This window comes from Pectobacterium artocarpous (genome assembly GCF_046159765.1).
Classification (GTDB): Bacteria; Pseudomonadota; Gammaproteobacteria; order Enterobacterales; family Enterobacteriaceae; genus Pectobacterium.
In genome coordinates, this window is sequence record NZ_JBJXVK010000015.1 from 98523 (window position 1) to 114258 (window position 15736).

Annotated in this window: 16 protein-coding genes; 14 read left to right on the top strand and 2 right to left on the bottom strand. The window is 50.7% G+C overall.

Translation table 11 applies throughout. From position 1 onward, the window contains the following. Positions 1-139: 139 nt before the first annotated feature. From ACKQAD_RS11520 to ACKQAD_RS11555, 8 genes are all read left to right on the top strand, one after another. A complete protein-coding gene (locus ACKQAD_RS11520) occupies positions 140-382 on the top strand; it encodes a YhdT family protein (RefSeq protein ID WP_409160283.1) in 243 nt (80 codons plus the stop codon). Next, positions 372-1823, top strand: a complete 1452-nt coding sequence (panF, locus tag ACKQAD_RS11525) for a sodium/pantothenate symporter (RefSeq protein WP_409160284.1) — start codon at positions 372-374, stop codon at positions 1821-1823. Before ACKQAD_RS11520 ends, panF begins: the two co-directional genes overlap by 11 nt. A gap of 17 nt (positions 1824-1840) precedes the next feature. Then, complete coding sequence (gene prmA / locus ACKQAD_RS11530; protein WP_409160285.1) at positions 1841-2728, top strand: 50S ribosomal protein L11 methyltransferase; 888 nt, start codon at positions 1841-1843, stop codon at positions 2726-2728. 166 nt (positions 2729-2894) lie between these two features. Continuing rightward, positions 2895-3629 (top strand): carbonic anhydrase, encoded by a 735-nt coding sequence (locus ACKQAD_RS11535; protein ID WP_409160286.1) that lies wholly within the window; start codon positions 2895-2897, stop codon positions 3627-3629. Positions 3630-3985: 356 nt separating this feature from the next. Then, positions 3986-4951, top strand: a complete 966-nt coding sequence (gene dusB / locus ACKQAD_RS11540; RefSeq protein WP_409160287.1) for a tRNA dihydrouridine synthase DusB — start codon at positions 3986-3988, stop codon at positions 4949-4951. Between the two features lie 23 nt (positions 4952-4974). Then, the gene (gene fis, locus ACKQAD_RS11545) at positions 4975-5271 is read left to right on the top strand and encodes a DNA-binding transcriptional regulator Fis (protein WP_005975342.1); all 297 of its coding nucleotides are present in this window, start codon (positions 4975-4977) and stop codon (positions 5269-5271) included. A 311-nt stretch (positions 5272-5582) separates the two neighbouring features. Next, positions 5583-6359: an isocitrate lyase/PEP mutase family protein gene (locus tag ACKQAD_RS11550; RefSeq protein WP_409160288.1), complete on the top strand. Its 777-nt coding sequence runs from the start codon at positions 5583-5585 to the stop codon at positions 6357-6359. Further along, positions 6343-7422: a bifunctional transcriptional activator/DNA repair enzyme AdaA gene (locus ACKQAD_RS11555; RefSeq protein ID WP_409160289.1), complete on the top strand. Its 1080-nt coding sequence runs from the start codon at positions 6343-6345 to the stop codon at positions 7420-7422. Before ACKQAD_RS11550 ends, ACKQAD_RS11555 begins: the two co-directional genes overlap by 17 nt. Before the next feature lie 142 nt (positions 7423-7564). On the opposite strand, the gene ACKQAD_RS11560 is transcribed toward ACKQAD_RS11555, so the two are convergent. Then, on the bottom strand, positions 7565-7966 hold the full coding sequence (locus tag ACKQAD_RS11560) for an ASCH domain-containing protein (RefSeq protein WP_409160290.1): 402 nt from the start codon (positions 7964-7966) through the stop codon (positions 7565-7567). 68 nt (positions 7967-8034) lie between these two features. After that, positions 8035-9180: an endonuclease/exonuclease/phosphatase family protein gene (locus ACKQAD_RS11565; protein ID WP_409160291.1), complete on the bottom strand. Its 1146-nt coding sequence runs from the start codon at positions 9178-9180 to the stop codon at positions 8035-8037. A 302-nt stretch (positions 9181-9482) separates the two neighbouring features. Here ACKQAD_RS11565 and ACKQAD_RS11570 point away from each other — a divergent pair, with 302 nt between their 5' ends. The 6 genes from ACKQAD_RS11570 to ACKQAD_RS11595 all read left to right on the top strand — a co-directional run bounded on the left by ACKQAD_RS11570 (position 9483) and on the right by ACKQAD_RS11595 (position 15516). Further along, on the top strand, positions 9483-10250 hold the full coding sequence (locus tag ACKQAD_RS11570) for an amino acid ABC transporter substrate-binding protein (protein WP_409160292.1): 768 nt from the start codon (positions 9483-9485) through the stop codon (positions 10248-10250). An 89-nt stretch (positions 10251-10339) separates the two neighbouring features. Further along, positions 10340-11005, top strand: a complete 666-nt coding sequence (locus ACKQAD_RS11575) for an amino acid ABC transporter permease (RefSeq protein ID WP_409160293.1) — start codon at positions 10340-10342, stop codon at positions 11003-11005. A gap of 367 nt (positions 11006-11372) precedes the next feature. Continuing rightward, positions 11373-12398 (top strand): amino acid ABC transporter substrate-binding protein, encoded by a 1026-nt coding sequence (locus tag ACKQAD_RS11580; protein ID WP_409160294.1) that lies wholly within the window; start codon positions 11373-11375, stop codon positions 12396-12398. 65 nt (positions 12399-12463) lie between these two features. Beyond that, positions 12464-13642, top strand: a complete 1179-nt coding sequence (locus ACKQAD_RS11585) for an amino acid ABC transporter permease (RefSeq protein WP_409160295.1) — start codon at positions 12464-12466, stop codon at positions 13640-13642. Positions 13643-13651: 9 nt separating this feature from the next. Further along, on the top strand, positions 13652-14746 hold the full coding sequence (locus ACKQAD_RS11590) for an amino acid ABC transporter permease (protein ID WP_409160296.1): 1095 nt from the start codon (positions 13652-13654) through the stop codon (positions 14744-14746). 8 nt (positions 14747-14754) lie between these two features. Then, entirely contained in the window at positions 14755-15516 is a 762-nt protein-coding gene (locus ACKQAD_RS11595) for an amino acid ABC transporter ATP-binding protein (RefSeq protein ID WP_409160297.1), read from the top strand. Positions 15517-15736: the final 220 nt, after the last annotated feature.

The following is a 15736-nucleotide window of genomic DNA, read 5'->3' on the forward strand; positions in this document are numbered from 1 at the left end:
AAAGGCCGGTGAAAACCGGCCTTTTTCTTTTTCTGTGAATTCAGGCTAGTCAATTGGCCCACATGCCGTAAAATTCCCGCTTTCGTCATCACGGCGTTCATAAAAGAGACCAATGCTCCCATTTACGGTGGAGAAGAACATGGATACACGCTTTCCTCAGGCGCACAACGAGGCCCGCTGGGCTTTTGGCCTGACGCTGGTTTATTTAGTGGCCTGGGTGCTCGCCGCCTATTTGCCTGACAACACACAAGGAATCACTGGCCTTCCACACTGGTTTGAGATGGCCTGCCTGCTGCTGCCACTCGTGTTTACACTGCTGTGCTGGCTGATGGTGCGCGTTATTTTCCGCGGCATCTCACTGGAGAGTGACGATGCAAATTGAAATTTTATTGCCGCTGATTGGCTATCTGCTGCTGGTCTTCGGGCTGTCGGTCTACGCCTACCGTCGCCGTCAAGCGGGTAATTTTCTTAACGAGTATTTCCTCGGCGGCCGCTCAATGGGCGGGTTTGTCCTGGCGATGACACTCATCGGCACTTATGTCAGCGCCAGCTCTTTTATCGGCGGGCCAGGTGCCGCCTATAAATACGGGCTGGGCTGGGTGCTGCTTTCAATGATCCAGCTTCCCACTATGCTGTTGTCGCTGGGGATTCTGGGGAAAAAATTCGCCATTCTGGCGCGGCGCTACAATGCCATCACGCTGAACGACATGCTGTACGCCCGCTACAATAGCCCGCTACTGGTATGGTTCGCCAGCATCAGCCTGCTGGTCGCGTTCATCGGCGCGATGGCTGTGCAGTTCATCGGCGGCGCACGCCTGCTGGAAACCGCCGCGAACATTCCTTATGACATCGGTCTGCTGATTTTCGGCGTCACCATCGCGCTGTACACCACGTTTGGCGGCTTCCGCGCCAGTGTGCTCAATGATGCGATGCAAGGCATCGTGATGCTGATCGGCACCGTCATCCTGCTGGTCGGCGTGATCTATGCTGCCGGAGGTTTACACAGCGCAGTGGATAAACTGCAACAGATTGACCCGATGCTGGTGTCGCCGCAGGGCAGCAACGGCATTTTGTCGATGCCGTTTATGGCCTCATTCTGGGTGCTGGTCTGCTTCGGCGTCATTGGCCTGCCAAACACCGCCGTCCGCTGCATCTCTTACCGCGATAGCAAAGCGCTACACCGTGGGATTATTATCGGCACGATCGTCATCGGCATCCTGATGCTCGGCATGCATCTGGCCGGTGCACTGGGTCGTGCCGTGATGCCGAATCTGACGATTCCCGATCAGGTGTTACCGGCGCTGATGGTCACGGTGTTACCGCCGCTGGCGGCGGGGATCTTTCTCGCTGCGCCGATGGCCGCTATCATGTCCAACATCAATGCGCATCTGCTTCAGGCCTCCGCGACGATCATCAAGGATCTCTATCTCAGCGTGCGCCCTCAGCAGATCCATAACGAACGCCATATCAAGATCCTGTCCAGTATGACTACGCTGCTGTTGGGCCTGCTGGTGCTACTGGCTTCCTTACGGCCGCCAGATATGATCATCTGGCTGAACCTGCTGGCGTTTGGCGGGCTTGAAGCGGTGTTCCTGTGGCCACTGGTGCTGGGCCTGTACTGGGAGCGCGCGAATGCCGCGGGTGCGCTCAGCGCCATGTTCACTGGGGCGATTTGCTATACCTTACTGGCCAGTTTCAATCTTCAGTTGGCCGGCTATCACCCGATTGTGCCATCGCTGTTACTCAGTCTGATGGCGTTTATTATTGGTAACCGCTTTGGTCATAATCCACCAGCGCCGGTTGCCACTTCATCTTCACTTTAAATGTAATAGAGACTGCTATGCCGTGGATTCAACTGAAAATAAACACCTCAGGAAAGGTTGCAGAACAACTGGGTGACGCGATGATAGAAAGTGGTGCGGTATCCGTTACGTTTCAGGATACGCACGATACACCGGTGTTCGAACCGCTGCCGGGCGAGACCCGTCTGTGGGGCGATACCGACGCAATTGCGTTGTACGATGCCGAAACCGATATGAACGCGGTGATCGCCATACTGGAGCAGGAACCGCTGCTGGGCGCGGGTTTTAAACACAAAATCGAGCAGTTGGAAGACAAAGACTGGGAACGCGAGTGGATGGATAACTTCCACCCGATGCAGTTCGGCAAACGTTTATGGATTTGCCCAAGCTGGCGTGAAATCCCTGACCCGAACGCCGTCAACGTGATGCTCGACCCCGGTCTGGCGTTCGGCACCGGCACCCACCCAACGACTGCGCTGTGCCTGCAATGGCTCGATGGGCTGGATCTGGAAGGAAAAACTATCATCGATTTCGGCTGTGGTTCCGGCATTCTGGCCATTGCCGCCCTGAAACTGGGTGCAACACGCGCCATCGGGATTGATATCGATCCGCAGGCGATTCAGGCCAGCCGGGACAACGCACAACGCAACGGTGTTTCCGAGCGTCTTGAGCTTTATCTGCCGAAAGACCAGCCTGCTGACCTGTCTGCCGATGTCGTCGTCGCCAACATCCTTGCCGGTCCGCTGCGCGAGCTGGCACCGTTGATTAGCGATTTGCCGAAAGCAGGCGGTCACCTCGGCTTGTCCGGCGTGCTGGCGACGCAAGCTGAAGGCGTCGCAGAGGCCTACGCAGACAAATTCACGCTCGATCCGGTGGCTGAACGCGAAGAATGGTGCCGTATTACTGGTATCAGAAAAGCCGTTTAACACCACTTTCTATGTCGCCCACCGTACGTGCAACGGTGGGCGCACTTCTTGTGATACCTCATGATTTATCCCGAAAAGATGGCGTATGATGCAGCTCGGCACGTGACCAGACGCACCGTCGCCCGGCACTCAACGATGCCGAGTCATTATTTTCAAGGGATGAAAAATGAAAGGTAAACTCTCTATCGTATTGATGCTGTCGGCCTGTTTTTCCGCCACCGCGGCAGATCCAACACACTGGGGCTACGAAGGCGACGGCGATCCGGCGCACTGGGGAAAGCTGTCTCCAGACTTCTCACTGTGTGAAACCGGTAAAAACCAATCTCCTATCAATATACGTCAGGCACTGAGCGCTCAACATGCCCCCTTACAGCTGGCTTTCCTGCCTGGGACACAGCAGATTATCAACAATGGGCATACCGTTCAGGTGAACGTCAGCGCGGGGAATACGCTGGTATTGGATAACGAGACATTCACCTTGCAGCAGTTTCACTTTCACGCACCGAGCGAGAATGAAATTGACGGTAAACAGTTTCCACTGGAAGGCCATTTTGTCTATAAAGACGCGTCTGGCGCGCTCACTGTTATTGCGCTGATGTTTCAGGAAGGAGAGGCCAATCAGCCGTTAGCCACGATATGGCAGCAGATTCCGGCTCAGGTTAATCAGGCGGTGGAGATGCACAAGCCCATCGCGATTCAGGGTCTGTTCCCGACATCATTAAACTACTATCGGTTTAGCGGGTCGCTCACCACCCCACCGTGCTCAGAAGGCATTCGCTGGCTTGTGCTGGATCACCCCGTCGCCGCTTCCGTTGAACAGATAAACCAGTTCCGTTCAGTCATGCATCACGCCAATAATCGCCCCATACAACCGCTTAATGGCCGCGTCATCATCCATTAAACCGCTCCGCGAGGCTGGTCAGGCCGCCTGCCGGCCAGCCTCTGATGAATCGGTGCTTTTTTTGCTGCATTAACCAACGCATTTCACTGATAAAACCTTGATAGGCTGTGGTATCTCCACTCAAAATGACCGCGCTTACAGATAAAATTCTGTAAGCAGATGAATATTTTACCGAACAAAAAACCAACACAAAAACATAACACACTGTTAAATATGAATAATATTTTCATATATCTCTACGAACTGCATTTTCATTGATCGATAGCCGTAAATTGGTCAAAGTTTGGCCTTTCATCTGACGTAAAAAATGCGTAATATACGCGCCCTTGCAGGCACAGTATGGTCAATTTTTGTCTATGCACATTGGACAATTTCAGCTTACCAATCGTTTGATAGCAGCCCCAATGGCTGGTATTAGCGATCGCCCATTTAGAGCACTCTGTCACGCGATGGGCGCTGGAATGACCGTGTCTGAAATGCTTTCTTCCAATCCGGAAGTGTGGCGTTCGGACAAGTCGCGTTTGCGAATGGTTCATAGCGATGAACCGGGTATCAGAGCCGTGCAGATTGCCGGTTGTGACCCCGATGAGATGGCGGCAGCAGCGAGCATCAATGCTGATTCCGGCGCGCAAATCATTGACATCAATATGGGCTGCCCGGCGAAGAAGGTGAACCGCAAGATGGCAGGATCTGCGTTATTGCAGTATCCGGATTTGGTCAAACAGATCCTCTCTGCGGTAGTGAAATCGGTAGACGTGCCGGTAACGCTGAAAATCCGTACCGGTTGGGCACCAGAGCACCGCAACTGTGTAGAAATTGCCAAACTGGCCGAAGACTGTGGCATTCAGGCGTTAACCATTCACGGACGCACCCGTGCGTGCCTGTTCAATGGTTTCGCGGAATACGACAGCATTCGGGCAGTTAAGCAGGCCGTTACCATTCCTATTATTGCGAATGGCGACATTACAGACCCGCATAAAGCCAGAGCGGTTCTGGACTACACCGGGGCTGACGCCCTGATGATAGGACGAGCCGCTCAGGGAAGACCCTGGATCTTTCGGGAAATCCAGCATTATCTGGACACAGGGGAGCTGCTGGCACCGATGCCATTGGCAGAGGTCAAGCGCTTGTTGATCGAGCACATACGGGAATTGCACGACTTTTATGGTCCAGGCAAGGGATTTCGTATCGCTCGTAAGCACGTATCCTGGTATCTCCAGGAGCATGCCCCAAACGACCAGTTTAGGCGCACATTCAACGCCATTGAGGATGCCAGCGAGCAGCTGGAGGCGTTGAAGGCATATTTTGAAAATCTTGCGTAAACAGAAAAAGAGCTGACAGAACTATGTTCGAACAACGCGTGAATTCTGACGTACTGACCGTTTCCACTGTAAACTCTCAGGCTCAGGTAACCCAAAAACCCCTGCGCGACTCGGTTAAACAGGCACTGAAGAACTATTTTGCTCAATTGAACGGTCAGGATGTAAGTGACCTGTATGAGCTGGTACTGGCTGAAGTTGAACAGCCACTGTTGGACATGGTGATGCAATACACCCGCGGTAACCAAACCCGCGCGGCCCTGATGATGGGCATCAACCGCGGCACTCTGCGTAAGAAATTGAAAAAATACGGCATGAACTGATACTAATCAGTTAATCATTTGAAAAAAGGCGCTTTACCTCTTTTGGTTAAGCGCCTTTTTCTTTGCCCTTGATTAAGGAAGCAGCCTTAGCGTGGACGCGCTGAGCAGTGGCGTCTGCAAGATGAGGAATCTGCTGTTAATGGCTCATACCCTCTTGTTGATCAACTTCCGGCGCAGGAAAGAGTCGGTGCAGGTTATTCAACCGTTCCGCTGTACGTGCTCGGTTTACAAAAAATGGTCGTCTGATTTTCGGTTGTGGGAGTGTCGTAGGATGTTCAAGATTAATCTTGTATATCGCAGAAGGAGAAATCATGGACTTCACTGGGCTTCATAATCAAAACAAACCATTACTCATCGCAAATGTCTGGGATGCAGGCAGTGCTATTGCAGCTCAGCGTGCAGGCTATCAAGCTCTGGGAACATCGAGCGCAGCAATTGCCACAATGCTAGGCTACGAGGACGGGGAAGCAATGTCATTTGATGAATTGCTATATATCGTCACGCGCATCAAATCCGTCAGTAATCTACCATTAAGCGTTGATGTTGAGGCCGGATTTGGTAGCACAGCAAACGAAATAACCACCAACCTTAAACGCCTCGCCCTGATCGGCGTTGTTGGCGTAAACCTTGAGGATAGTCGAGTGATTAATGGTGTCAGGCAACTTGATGACGCCATCGTATTTACCAGAACGTTAAAAGAGATTCGTCATGCGTTGACCATAGAGAACTATCAATTGTTTTTTAATATTCGTACCGATACTTTTCTTCTTAGTCATGAGCAGGCATTACAGGAAACCCTATTACGCGGTCGATTATATAAAGAGGCTGGTGCAGACGGTCTTTTTGTTCCATGCCTAGCGTCTGAACATGATATTAAGACCATTTCCCAGGGGATTGATTTGCCACTAAACGTCATGTGCATACCAGATCTCCCCACTTTCGACAGGCTAACGAAACTAGGCGTGAATCGCATCTCTATGGGTAATGTTGTTCATTCGGCAATCCAATCAAAGTTTGAGGATTTAATGCTAATTATCCAATCGCAACAGTCATTTGCAGGAGTTTTTGTTGATGAAAGTTCTCGATAATGATCAGTGCGATGTCTGGTATCAGGCGCTACTTGAGCGCGATTCAGAGTATACGGGGGTGTTTTTTGTTGGGGTAATAACGACTGGTGTATTTTGTATTTCTGTCTGTCGGGCACGGAAACCGAAACGTGAAAATGTTGAGTTCTATACAGATGTTAAATCTGCTTTGGATGCAGGATTTCGCCCCTGCAAAGTCTGCCGTCCAACAGAAAATGCGCATAGCGCACCACTTTTCATTGAACAAGCGCTTGAACTCGTACGCGCCAATCCTAAAACACGTATAAGCGATGCAGCGCTGCGTAAACACGACATCAGTCCAGAGCGAGTCCGGCGATGGTTTGTGCAAAATCACGGCATTACCTTTCAGGCTTTTCAACGCATGCAGCGGGTAAATATCGCACTTCAGGAACTAAAAAGTGGGCGTAATGCTACCGAGGTTGCATTTGATAGCGGCTACGAATCATTAAGTGGTTTTGGTTACACCTATAAACGCCTGACAGGCGTTAGTCCAACCGAGCAAAGCCAAGTGATCATGATTCACCGTTTTACCACACCGCTCGGCCCCATGTTTGTTTGTGCGACTGAACGTGGAGTTTGCCTGCTGGAATTTACTGACCGTCGAATGCTGGAGACCGAATTTCGCGATCTTCAGCACCTGCTCAAGGCTCGAATAATGTCAGGTGAAAATAATCATACCCGGCAAACAGAAAAAGAGATTTGCGAGTATTTTTCAGGCACGCGCCAACAGTTTGATCTTTTGCTCGATACCCCAGGCAGTGATTTTCAGCGTGCTGTCTGGCAGGAACTACGTGGTGTTCCTTATGGCCAGACTTCACACTATCAAGCACTTTCTGGACTGATAGGAAAACCCAATGCAGTACGAGCTGTGGCCGCAGCAAATGGCGCAAACCGAGTAGCGATCGTCATTCCATGCCACAGAATTATTGGCAAAAATGGGGCGATGACAGGCTACGGCGGCGGTATCGCCCGCAAAAAGTGGCTCATCGAGCATGAAAAAACAATGCGCAATAGTGCCGCTGGAAAGATAAAACAAATAGAATGAGAATGCTTCCAGCATAGTGGTCACAGATAATTTAGAAATTTTTCATCGTTTGTGAACATCTGCTCACGACTCTCCCCTAACCGTCAAATTCAGTCGTCCCCGACGACAAAACACCGTCGGGTTTATCAACGGCTGATTCCAATCAAAACACGTCTATCAGCTCAAACTCTTCAAACACCAGCAGCATATCTGGAGCGAACGTGCCTTCTCGTTCGAAAAATGTCTGATGGCCTTCACGCCAGAAAGCCAGGCTTTTGTCGCCTTCGCCCTCTTTCGCTGCCATCTCCGCCGTCACATCGCAGTAGCGCACCAGTGTTAACGAGCGCGTCCGAATCACACAGGAAGGCTGGCCGGCACCGTCCAGAACAATGTTGTAATCGCCGATCTGCGGCGTTTCTTCATTTTTGAACGCGTGATACGAGCAACAGGTTGCCGTTTTATGCCCTTCCAAAACCAATTGCAGCAGCTCATCCGCCAGCTCGGGGCTGTCGCCAAATGACCAGCGCAGCGCGTCTGGGTAGTGATCTAATCCTTGTTTGCTCATCAGCTTCCTCTGTTTATACGGCTATGATTGCTCTCTTTTATTACGCCATCATAGCCGTAAATAGGCCATCAGGTAATATCCACTTCCACCCAGAGCGCGGCATGGTCGGACGCCGCGGTGTCCCATGAGGTGACTTCCGGTAGCGGCGTAACGGGTTCCGCGCCTTCTTTGGCAGCAATCTTGTCGATATTATAAATCCCCCGGCGCTCGACTCCCCACTCCACCACCGCCTGATGCAGCGCCGCGGACAAGAAAATGTAGTCCAACTGATTTAACCGCGCGCCTTTCTTTCCGCCTGCAAAATAGTAGGTGTAGCGCTCTTTTTCCGGGCGTTCAGGGTCGATAACCGGATGCAGATCTGGCAGAGAAAACAGCGGAGCCAAACTCTGCCAGGGGTTTGACGAATCCTCGTTCAAATCACCGAGAATGACCACATAGTCTTTCTTGAGATCGTAAGTCTGTTGGACAATCTCCGCGACGCGTTCGGATTGGTCACGGCGCTTCTCCGCCCCACGCTGCCGCTCGGCTTCCGTTTGACCATTCTGGCTTTTGAAATGGTTACACAGAATATAAATCGGCTGTTTGAGACCGGCATCCAGCGTAACTTCCAGACAATCACGGCTAAAGACGGGATCGAAACGCTTGCCGGCATCAAAAATATGCGTGCGTAGTTGGGCAATTCGATAACGCGTCAGGCAGGCGACATCAATACCGCGTGGATCGTTCGGACTGTCAATCATCACGAACTGGTTAAATTTCTTTTTCCCCAGCACCTGACTGTTGAAATCACGCAGGACATCCATGTTTTCGACTTCAACGGCGCACAGAATATCGGCGTTAAGCAGGGTAATAATCTTGCCCGTATTCTTCCGCTGCTGACTGCTAAACTCCTGCGCCTTAAACACGATTTCGCCGATCCAATCCCTGCGCCCCCGGCAGCTTTTATTAATCCTGAATCCGGTTCCGACTTCTTCCTTTTTCCATCTCCCCAGCGATCCCGCATCGGTGCGGATATCAATATAAGGACGCAACGAAATGGAAAGACGGAACACCTTATCTTTCAGGGCATCATCGTATTGAAGCTGTTCGAGAAGTTGCTGAAGCTGTCTGACCTGTTCCAATAAGGCATCAATCTGCCGGGAGTCGGGAAGGTTGAGAATCGCGGTGCGATGGAACAGGTTCTCTACGTTATAGCTGGCGATACGGATCTTCATTGTTGTCTCCTGCTGGGTAGTGGCAAAAGCAATGATGTCCTTTTGAGGATAGAGGCACATTGTGACAGTTGGGCAATATTCCCAGCAGTAATCGGCTTTTTCTATCGTTCCTTTACTCAACGTGGTTAAAACCTGTCAGGCGCACTATATTCTCAACACACACTATATTCTCAACACACGCACTATATTCACTTCTGATATAAATCATCACACAACGTGATTTATAAAAAGATGTGCTGTCGCGTAGATTAATTATAAATAAAAGTTATAAGCGCACTGAACCCCACTCACAGGAATTCATAATGAAAAAAATACGTTTTGCTTTACTGACCAGCGCCCTGCTTGCTACCAGCGTATTCGCTCATGCCGATGACCTTAGCGCCATCAAGTCAACAGGGGTTATCAAGATCGGCACAGAAGGCACCTACGCGCCTTACACTTATCATGATAAATCAGGCCAATTGGTTGGCTTCGACGTGGATATTGGCCGTGCGATAGCAGAAAAACTCGGCGTAAAAGCCCAGTTCATTGAGGGGCGTTGGGATGGCTTAATCGCCGGTATTGATGCCAAGCGCTACGATGCGGTCATCAATCAGGTTGGTGTAACCAAAGAGCGTCAGGCCAAATACGATTTCTCCCAGCCTTATATCGACGCTAAGGTGGTGCTGATTGTCCGTGGCGATAACACCACCATTAAAGATTTCAGCGATTTGAAAGGCAAAAAATCAGCACAAAGCCTGACCAGTAATTACTCTAAGCAGGCCACCAGCTACGGTGCGGACATTGTGCCGACGGACGGTTTTAACCAGTCTCTGGATCTGGTTCTTAGCGGCCGTGCCGACGCGACGTTAAACGATAATCTGTCATTCCTGGATTTCAAAAAGCAGAAGCCGAATGCCAACGTGAAGATCGCGGCAACCTCAAAGGATGGCGAGCCTTCCGCCATTCTGGTGCGTAAGAATCAGGCCCCACTGGTGGAAGCATTGAATAAAGCTCTGGATGAAATCAAAGCGGACGGCACCTATAAAACCATATCTGTGCGATACTTCGGGGAAGATGTTTCTCAATAATTGCCCTATTATCAGAGCGCGTTGTTATGAAAATGATGGTTATCAGCGCGCTCTGTAATTAGAGCATATCGTTATCGGAGCTCGTTTTCATGCCGCCTTGGCTACAACTCATGGCAGACTCCTTCTGGAGCCTACTGTCTGCGGGACTGAAATTTACCGTCCCTCTGGCTATTCTGTCTTTCATCTTTGGCTTAGCTCTCGGCATTATCATCGCGCTGGTTCGCCTCTATGGCCCAAAGCCGCTGAAATGGGTGGGGGATTTCTACGTTTGGGTCATCCGCGGAACCCCGCTACTGGTGCAACTTTTCCTGATTTTTTATGGGTTGCCCAGCGTGGGGGTTACTCTGGATGCCTTCCCTGCTGCGCTCATTGGTTTCACCATCAGCGTGGGCGCCTATAGCTCGGAGATCGTCCGCGGGGCTATCCTGTCAGTCCCAAAAGGCCAATGGAATGCCGCCTATTCTCTCGGTATGAACAGCAGGCAAGCGATTCGCTGGGTCATCTTCCCGCAATCTGTTTTCGTGTCGCTGCCGCCGCTCTCCAATACGTTTATTTCCTTAATCAAGGATACCTCGCTGGCCGCCGTCATCACCGTGCCGGAAATGTTTTTATCCGCTCAGCGCATTGTTTCGGTTACTTATGAGCCTCTGATTCTGTATGTCGAAGCCGCGCTGATCTACCTGATGTTCAGCACCGTTCTGAGCCAGCTACAGGTTAAACTCGAAAAATATTATCAGCGCCACATCACACACTAACGCCTTCTACATCAGCCCACGCAATCTGCTGGGCTGATGATGCTACCACATTTCTCATTTTTCCTTGCTCAACAGCTAACCCCACACCTGAAAATATTCGTACAGTCTGAAGATGCCCACACTCTCTATTTTGACGCACCAAAAGAAGGCGCTCTACCCTATTTGCATTTGCCACGGTGCGCACATACCTATTTGGAATTACCCACTTAGATCAATAGACCTTTACTTTCGTCTTAATTATCAAGCCAATATAAAATTGGCATTTTATTTGCTTCGGTCTGCTCACGTCGGCATCCCGACAGACAGGTAGGGTGCACCTTATTGTGTACTTCAAAAACAGCAAATAACTCTAGACGCTAGGATGATTATGAAAAGAATAGTGATTTCTACTCTGGTTGCTGGCGCGTCACTCTTTGCCGCAATCAATCAAGCCCATGCTGGTGCAACACTGGACGCCATTCAGAAGAAAGGATTTGTGCAATGCGGTATCAGCGATGGCTTGCCTGGTTTTTCCTATGCAGATGCAAGCGGCAAATACTCCGGTATTGATGTTGACGTGTGTCGCGGCCTTGCCGCAGCCGTATTCGGCGATGCCAATAAAGTCAAATACACGCCGCTGACGGCGAAAGAACGCTTTACCGCGCTGCAATCCGGCGAAGTTGACGTTCTGTCACGTAACACTACCTGGACGTCTTCCCGTGACGGCGGCATGGGTATGCTCTTTACCGGTGTGACCTACTACGACGGCATTGGCTTCCTAACGCATGACAAAGCTGGCTTAACCAGCGCAAAAGAGTTGGATGGCGCAACCGTCTGTATTCAGGCTGGGACCGACACTGAGCTGAACGTCGCTGACTACTTTAAGACCCATAAAATGCAGTACACCCCCGTCACTTTCGACCGCTCTGATGAAAGCGCCAAAGCGCTGGAATCTGGTCGCTGCGATACGCTGGCATCCGATCAGTCGCAGCTGTACGCGCTGCGCATCAAGCTGAGCAAACCTACTGAGTTTATCGTTCTACCTGAAGTGATTTCTAAAGAGCCGCTGGGCCCGGTGGTACGCCGAGGTGATGAAGAGTGGTTCTCGATCGTGCGCTGGACGCTGTTCGCTATGCTGAATGCCGAAGAGATGGGCGTGACCTCGAAAAACGTCGATCAATTGGCAGCGAAACCGACTACACCAGATATGTCGCACCTGCTGGGCCATGAAGGCAGCTACGGTAAAGATCTCAAATTACCTAACGATTGGGCGTTCAAAATCATTAAACAGGTGGGTAACTACGGCGAAATTTTCGAACGTAATGTTGGGATGGGCAGCGAGCTGAAAATTAAACGCGGCCTGAACGAACTGTGGAACAAAGGCGGGATCCAGTACGCGCCAGCGGTACGTTAATTATCAGAAAACCTGGGCGCAGTGTATGGCTGCGCCCCTCAGTACCCCCGTATCGAGGTTCCAGCATGCTACAACGCCCAACCGTAAAAGGTGATTTATCACTGACTAATCCAGCGGTGCGCGCCTGGCTGTATCAAATTGTCGTTGTTATCGCGGTATTGGCTGTCGCTGCCTACCTGTTACACAACACCGTGACCAATCTGGCACAGAGGGGCATTACCTCTGGCTTCGATTTCCTGAATAAAAGCGCTGGCTTTGGCATCGTTCAACACCTGATTGACTATCAACAAGGTGACACTTACGCCCGTGTTTTTCTTGTCGGGCTATTTAATACACTGCTGGTTTCGGCACTGTGTATCGTGTTTGCATCGATTCTCGGCTTTACCATTGGCCTTGCCCGACTGTCTGATAACTGGTTACTGCGAAAAATATCCAACGTTTACATCGAGATATTTCGTAATATTCCGCCACTATTACAGATCTTCTTCTGGTACTTTGCGGTACTGCGAAATCTGCCGGGGCCACGCCAGTCAATCAGCGCGTTTGATGTCGCGTTCCTCAGCAATCGGGGCTTTTATCTGCCCTCTCCTGAATTGGGGCCAGGCGCGGCTGCATTTTTTCTTTCTCTGCTGATCGTAGCGATTGTGACAGGAATCGTCTTTCGGCGTAATCAGCGCTATCACGCCTTAACCGGCCAGCCGCGCAGAACCTGGCCGCTGGCGTTAGGCTTGTTGCTCGTGCTCTGCGTACTCAGCCATTTGATTTTCGGCTCCGCTTTTCACTGGAACATGCCGGAATTAAAAGGCTTCAACTTCCGTGGCGGTATGGTGCTCATCCCTGAGCTGGCGGCATTAACCGTCGCGCTTTCGGTCTACACCTCATCATTCATCGCCGAGATCATTCGTTCAGGTATCCAATCGGTTTCCCACGGTCAACACGAAGCTGCACGTTCTCTCGGTTTGCCCAATCCCGTTACGCTGCGCAAAGTGATCCTTCCACAGGCACTGCGCGTGATTATTCCGCCACTGACTAGCCAGTACCTCAACATCGTGAAAAATTCATCATTGGCAGCGGCAATTGGCTATCCCGATATGGTGTCTCTATTTGCAGGAACGGTGTTGAATCAGACGGGTCAGGCCATCGAAACCATCGCGATTACGATGTCGGTTTACCTCATTATCAGCCTGCTGATCTCACTGCTGATGAACCTGTATAACCGCAAGATCGCGTTAGTCGAACGCTAAGGGGATATCATGACGATGAACGATTGTGCACAAGGCAGCCATTCCCCTCTTTTCAGAGCGATACAGTGGGCTCGACGCAACCTCTTCTCAAGTATCAGTAATAGCCTGTTAACGCTGTTTTGCCTTTGGTTACTGTGGGTTGCTATCCCACCGTTGCTCAACTGGGCAATCTTTCAGGCGAATTGGATCGGTACAACCCGTAATGACTGTACGCGTGATGGCGCTTGTTGGGTCTTCATTCATGAAAGATTTGGTCATTTCATGTATGGATTGTACCCGGCAGAAGAAATCTGGCGTATCAACTTTGCACTCACTATCGGGATACTCAGCATTCTACCGATGCTCCTGAAAAGTATCCCTCACCGCGGGCGCTACATTGCCGTTTGGGCTGTGGCTTATCCGCTTATCGCCTGGTGGTTGCTCTACGGCGGTGTCGGTGGGCTCAGCAGAGTAGAAACATCTCAATGGGGAGGACTAACGTTAACGTTAATTATCGCCGCCGTGGGTATCGCCGGTGCGTTACCACTGGGGATCCTACTTGCACTAGGACGCCGTTCCTCGCTGCCTATTGTCCGTATGCTTTCCGTCGTTTTCATCGAATTCTGGCGTGGCGTACCGCTTATCACCGTGCTTTTTATGTCCTCCGTGATGCTGCCGCTATTTTTAACGGAAGGCACCACTATCGACAAACTGCTCAGGGCGCTCGTCGGCGTGATTTTATTCCAATCAGCTTATGTCGCCGAAGTCGTGCGCGGTGGCTTACAGGCACTGCCCAAAGGACAGTATGAAGCTGCTGAATCACTAGGGTTAGGCTATTGGCGTATGCAAGGTCTGGTCATCCTTCCTCAAGCGCTGAAAATGGTGATTCCAGGTCTGGTGAACACCATTATTTCTCTTTTTAAAGACACAAGTCTCGTTATCATCATTGGCCTTTTCGATCTTTTCAGCAGCATCCAACAGGCAACTGTCGATCCTACCTGGCTGGGAATGTCGACAGAAGGTTATGTTTTTGCCGCTATGGTCTATTGGATTTTCTGTTTCAGCATGTCGCGTTATAGCCAACATCTGGAAAATCGTTTTAACACCGGACACAAGTCACACTGAGGCCATCCATGAATCAGACTGCATTAACTCAATCAACCGAGCACATGATTACCTTAGAGAATGTGAATAAGTGGTACGGGCAATTTCATGTGCTTAAAGACATCAATCTTCAGGTCAGGCAGGGAGAACGCATCGTACTGTGCGGGCCTTCCGGATCGGGGAAATCAACCACCATACGCTGCATTAACCATCTCGAAGAGCATCAGCAAGGACGAATTGTCGTTGATGGGATCGAGTTGAATAATGATTTGCGCAACATAGAAAAAATTCGTACTGAAGTCGGCATGGTTTTCCAACATTTCAATCTCTTCCCGCATTTAACCGTATTACAGAACTGCACACTGGCACCATGCTGGGTGCGCCACATGCCAAAAAAAGAAGCGGAAGAGTTGGCAATGCACTATCTGGAACGTGTGCGTATCGCCGCACATGCCCATAAGTTTCCAGGACAGTTGTCTGGAGGCCAGCAACAGCGTGTGGCCATCGCCCGCTCACTATGTATGAAGCCCAAGATTATGCTATTTGACGAACCGACATCCGCGCTGGATCCTGAAATGGTGAAAGAAGTACTAGACACTATGCTTGGGTTGGCTCAGGACGGAATGACAATGCTGTGCGTAACGCATGAGATGGGGTTCGCGAGAACGGTCGCTGACCGGGTGATCTTTATGGATCAGGGAGAGATCGTAGAACAAGCGCCACCGGATATCTTCTTCTCCAGCCCTCGCTCAGAACGCACACAGTCATTTCTCTCGCAAATTCTGCACTAATCTAAGTACACTGCCCTGCCTGCGCGTCTGCGCAGGCCTTCCCAGCATCGCCATATGATAGCTCTCACAACTCACGTGATCGAGCCACTAACGCGATCAACATAAGGTAGGCGGATTGGACTTCAGCAATGGCTCAAAAGTAACCGTCTGTAGCCCGGGGATGAACGCTGTAGCAGCCATAAAATCAGCGACCAAAATCCTGTTGTTGCTGAACCCACTC

Excerpts from the sequence above, each read along its gene's own strand:
- ACKQAD_RS11520 (WP_409160283.1), top strand. The coding sequence starts at position 140 with ATGGATACACGCTTTCCTCAGGCGCACAACGAGGCCCGCTGGGCTTTT.
- panF (WP_409160284.1), top strand. The coding sequence starts at position 372 with ATGCAAATTGAAATTTTATTGCCGCTGATTGGCTATCTGCTGCTGGTC.
- prmA (WP_409160285.1), top strand. The coding sequence starts at position 1,841 with ATGCCGTGGATTCAACTGAAAATAAACACCTCAGGAAAGGTTGCAGAA.
- ACKQAD_RS11535 (WP_409160286.1), top strand. The coding sequence starts at position 2,895 with ATGAAAGGTAAACTCTCTATCGTATTGATGCTGTCGGCCTGTTTTTCC.
- dusB (WP_409160287.1), top strand. The coding sequence starts at position 3,986 with ATGCACATTGGACAATTTCAGCTTACCAATCGTTTGATAGCAGCCCCA.
- fis (WP_005975342.1), top strand. The coding sequence starts at position 4,975 with ATGTTCGAACAACGCGTGAATTCTGACGTACTGACCGTTTCCACTGTA.
- ACKQAD_RS11550 (WP_409160288.1), top strand. The coding sequence starts at position 5,583 with ATGGACTTCACTGGGCTTCATAATCAAAACAAACCATTACTCATCGCA.
- ACKQAD_RS11555 (WP_409160289.1), top strand. The coding sequence starts at position 6,343 with ATGAAAGTTCTCGATAATGATCAGTGCGATGTCTGGTATCAGGCGCTA.
- ACKQAD_RS11560 (WP_409160290.1), bottom strand. The coding sequence starts at position 7,966 with ATGAGCAAACAAGGATTAGATCACTACCCAGACGCGCTGCGCTGGTCA.
- ACKQAD_RS11565 (WP_409160291.1), bottom strand. The coding sequence starts at position 9,180 with ATGAAGATCCGTATCGCCAGCTATAACGTAGAGAACCTGTTCCATCGC.
- ACKQAD_RS11570 (WP_409160292.1), top strand. The coding sequence starts at position 9,483 with ATGAAAAAAATACGTTTTGCTTTACTGACCAGCGCCCTGCTTGCTACC.
- ACKQAD_RS11575 (WP_409160293.1), top strand. The coding sequence starts at position 10,340 with ATGCCGCCTTGGCTACAACTCATGGCAGACTCCTTCTGGAGCCTACTG.
- ACKQAD_RS11580 (WP_409160294.1), top strand. The coding sequence starts at position 11,373 with ATGAAAAGAATAGTGATTTCTACTCTGGTTGCTGGCGCGTCACTCTTT.
- ACKQAD_RS11585 (WP_409160295.1), top strand. The coding sequence starts at position 12,464 with ATGCTACAACGCCCAACCGTAAAAGGTGATTTATCACTGACTAATCCA.
- ACKQAD_RS11590 (WP_409160296.1), top strand. The coding sequence starts at position 13,652 with ATGACGATGAACGATTGTGCACAAGGCAGCCATTCCCCTCTTTTCAGA.
- ACKQAD_RS11595 (WP_409160297.1), top strand. The coding sequence starts at position 14,755 with ATGAATCAGACTGCATTAACTCAATCAACCGAGCACATGATTACCTTA.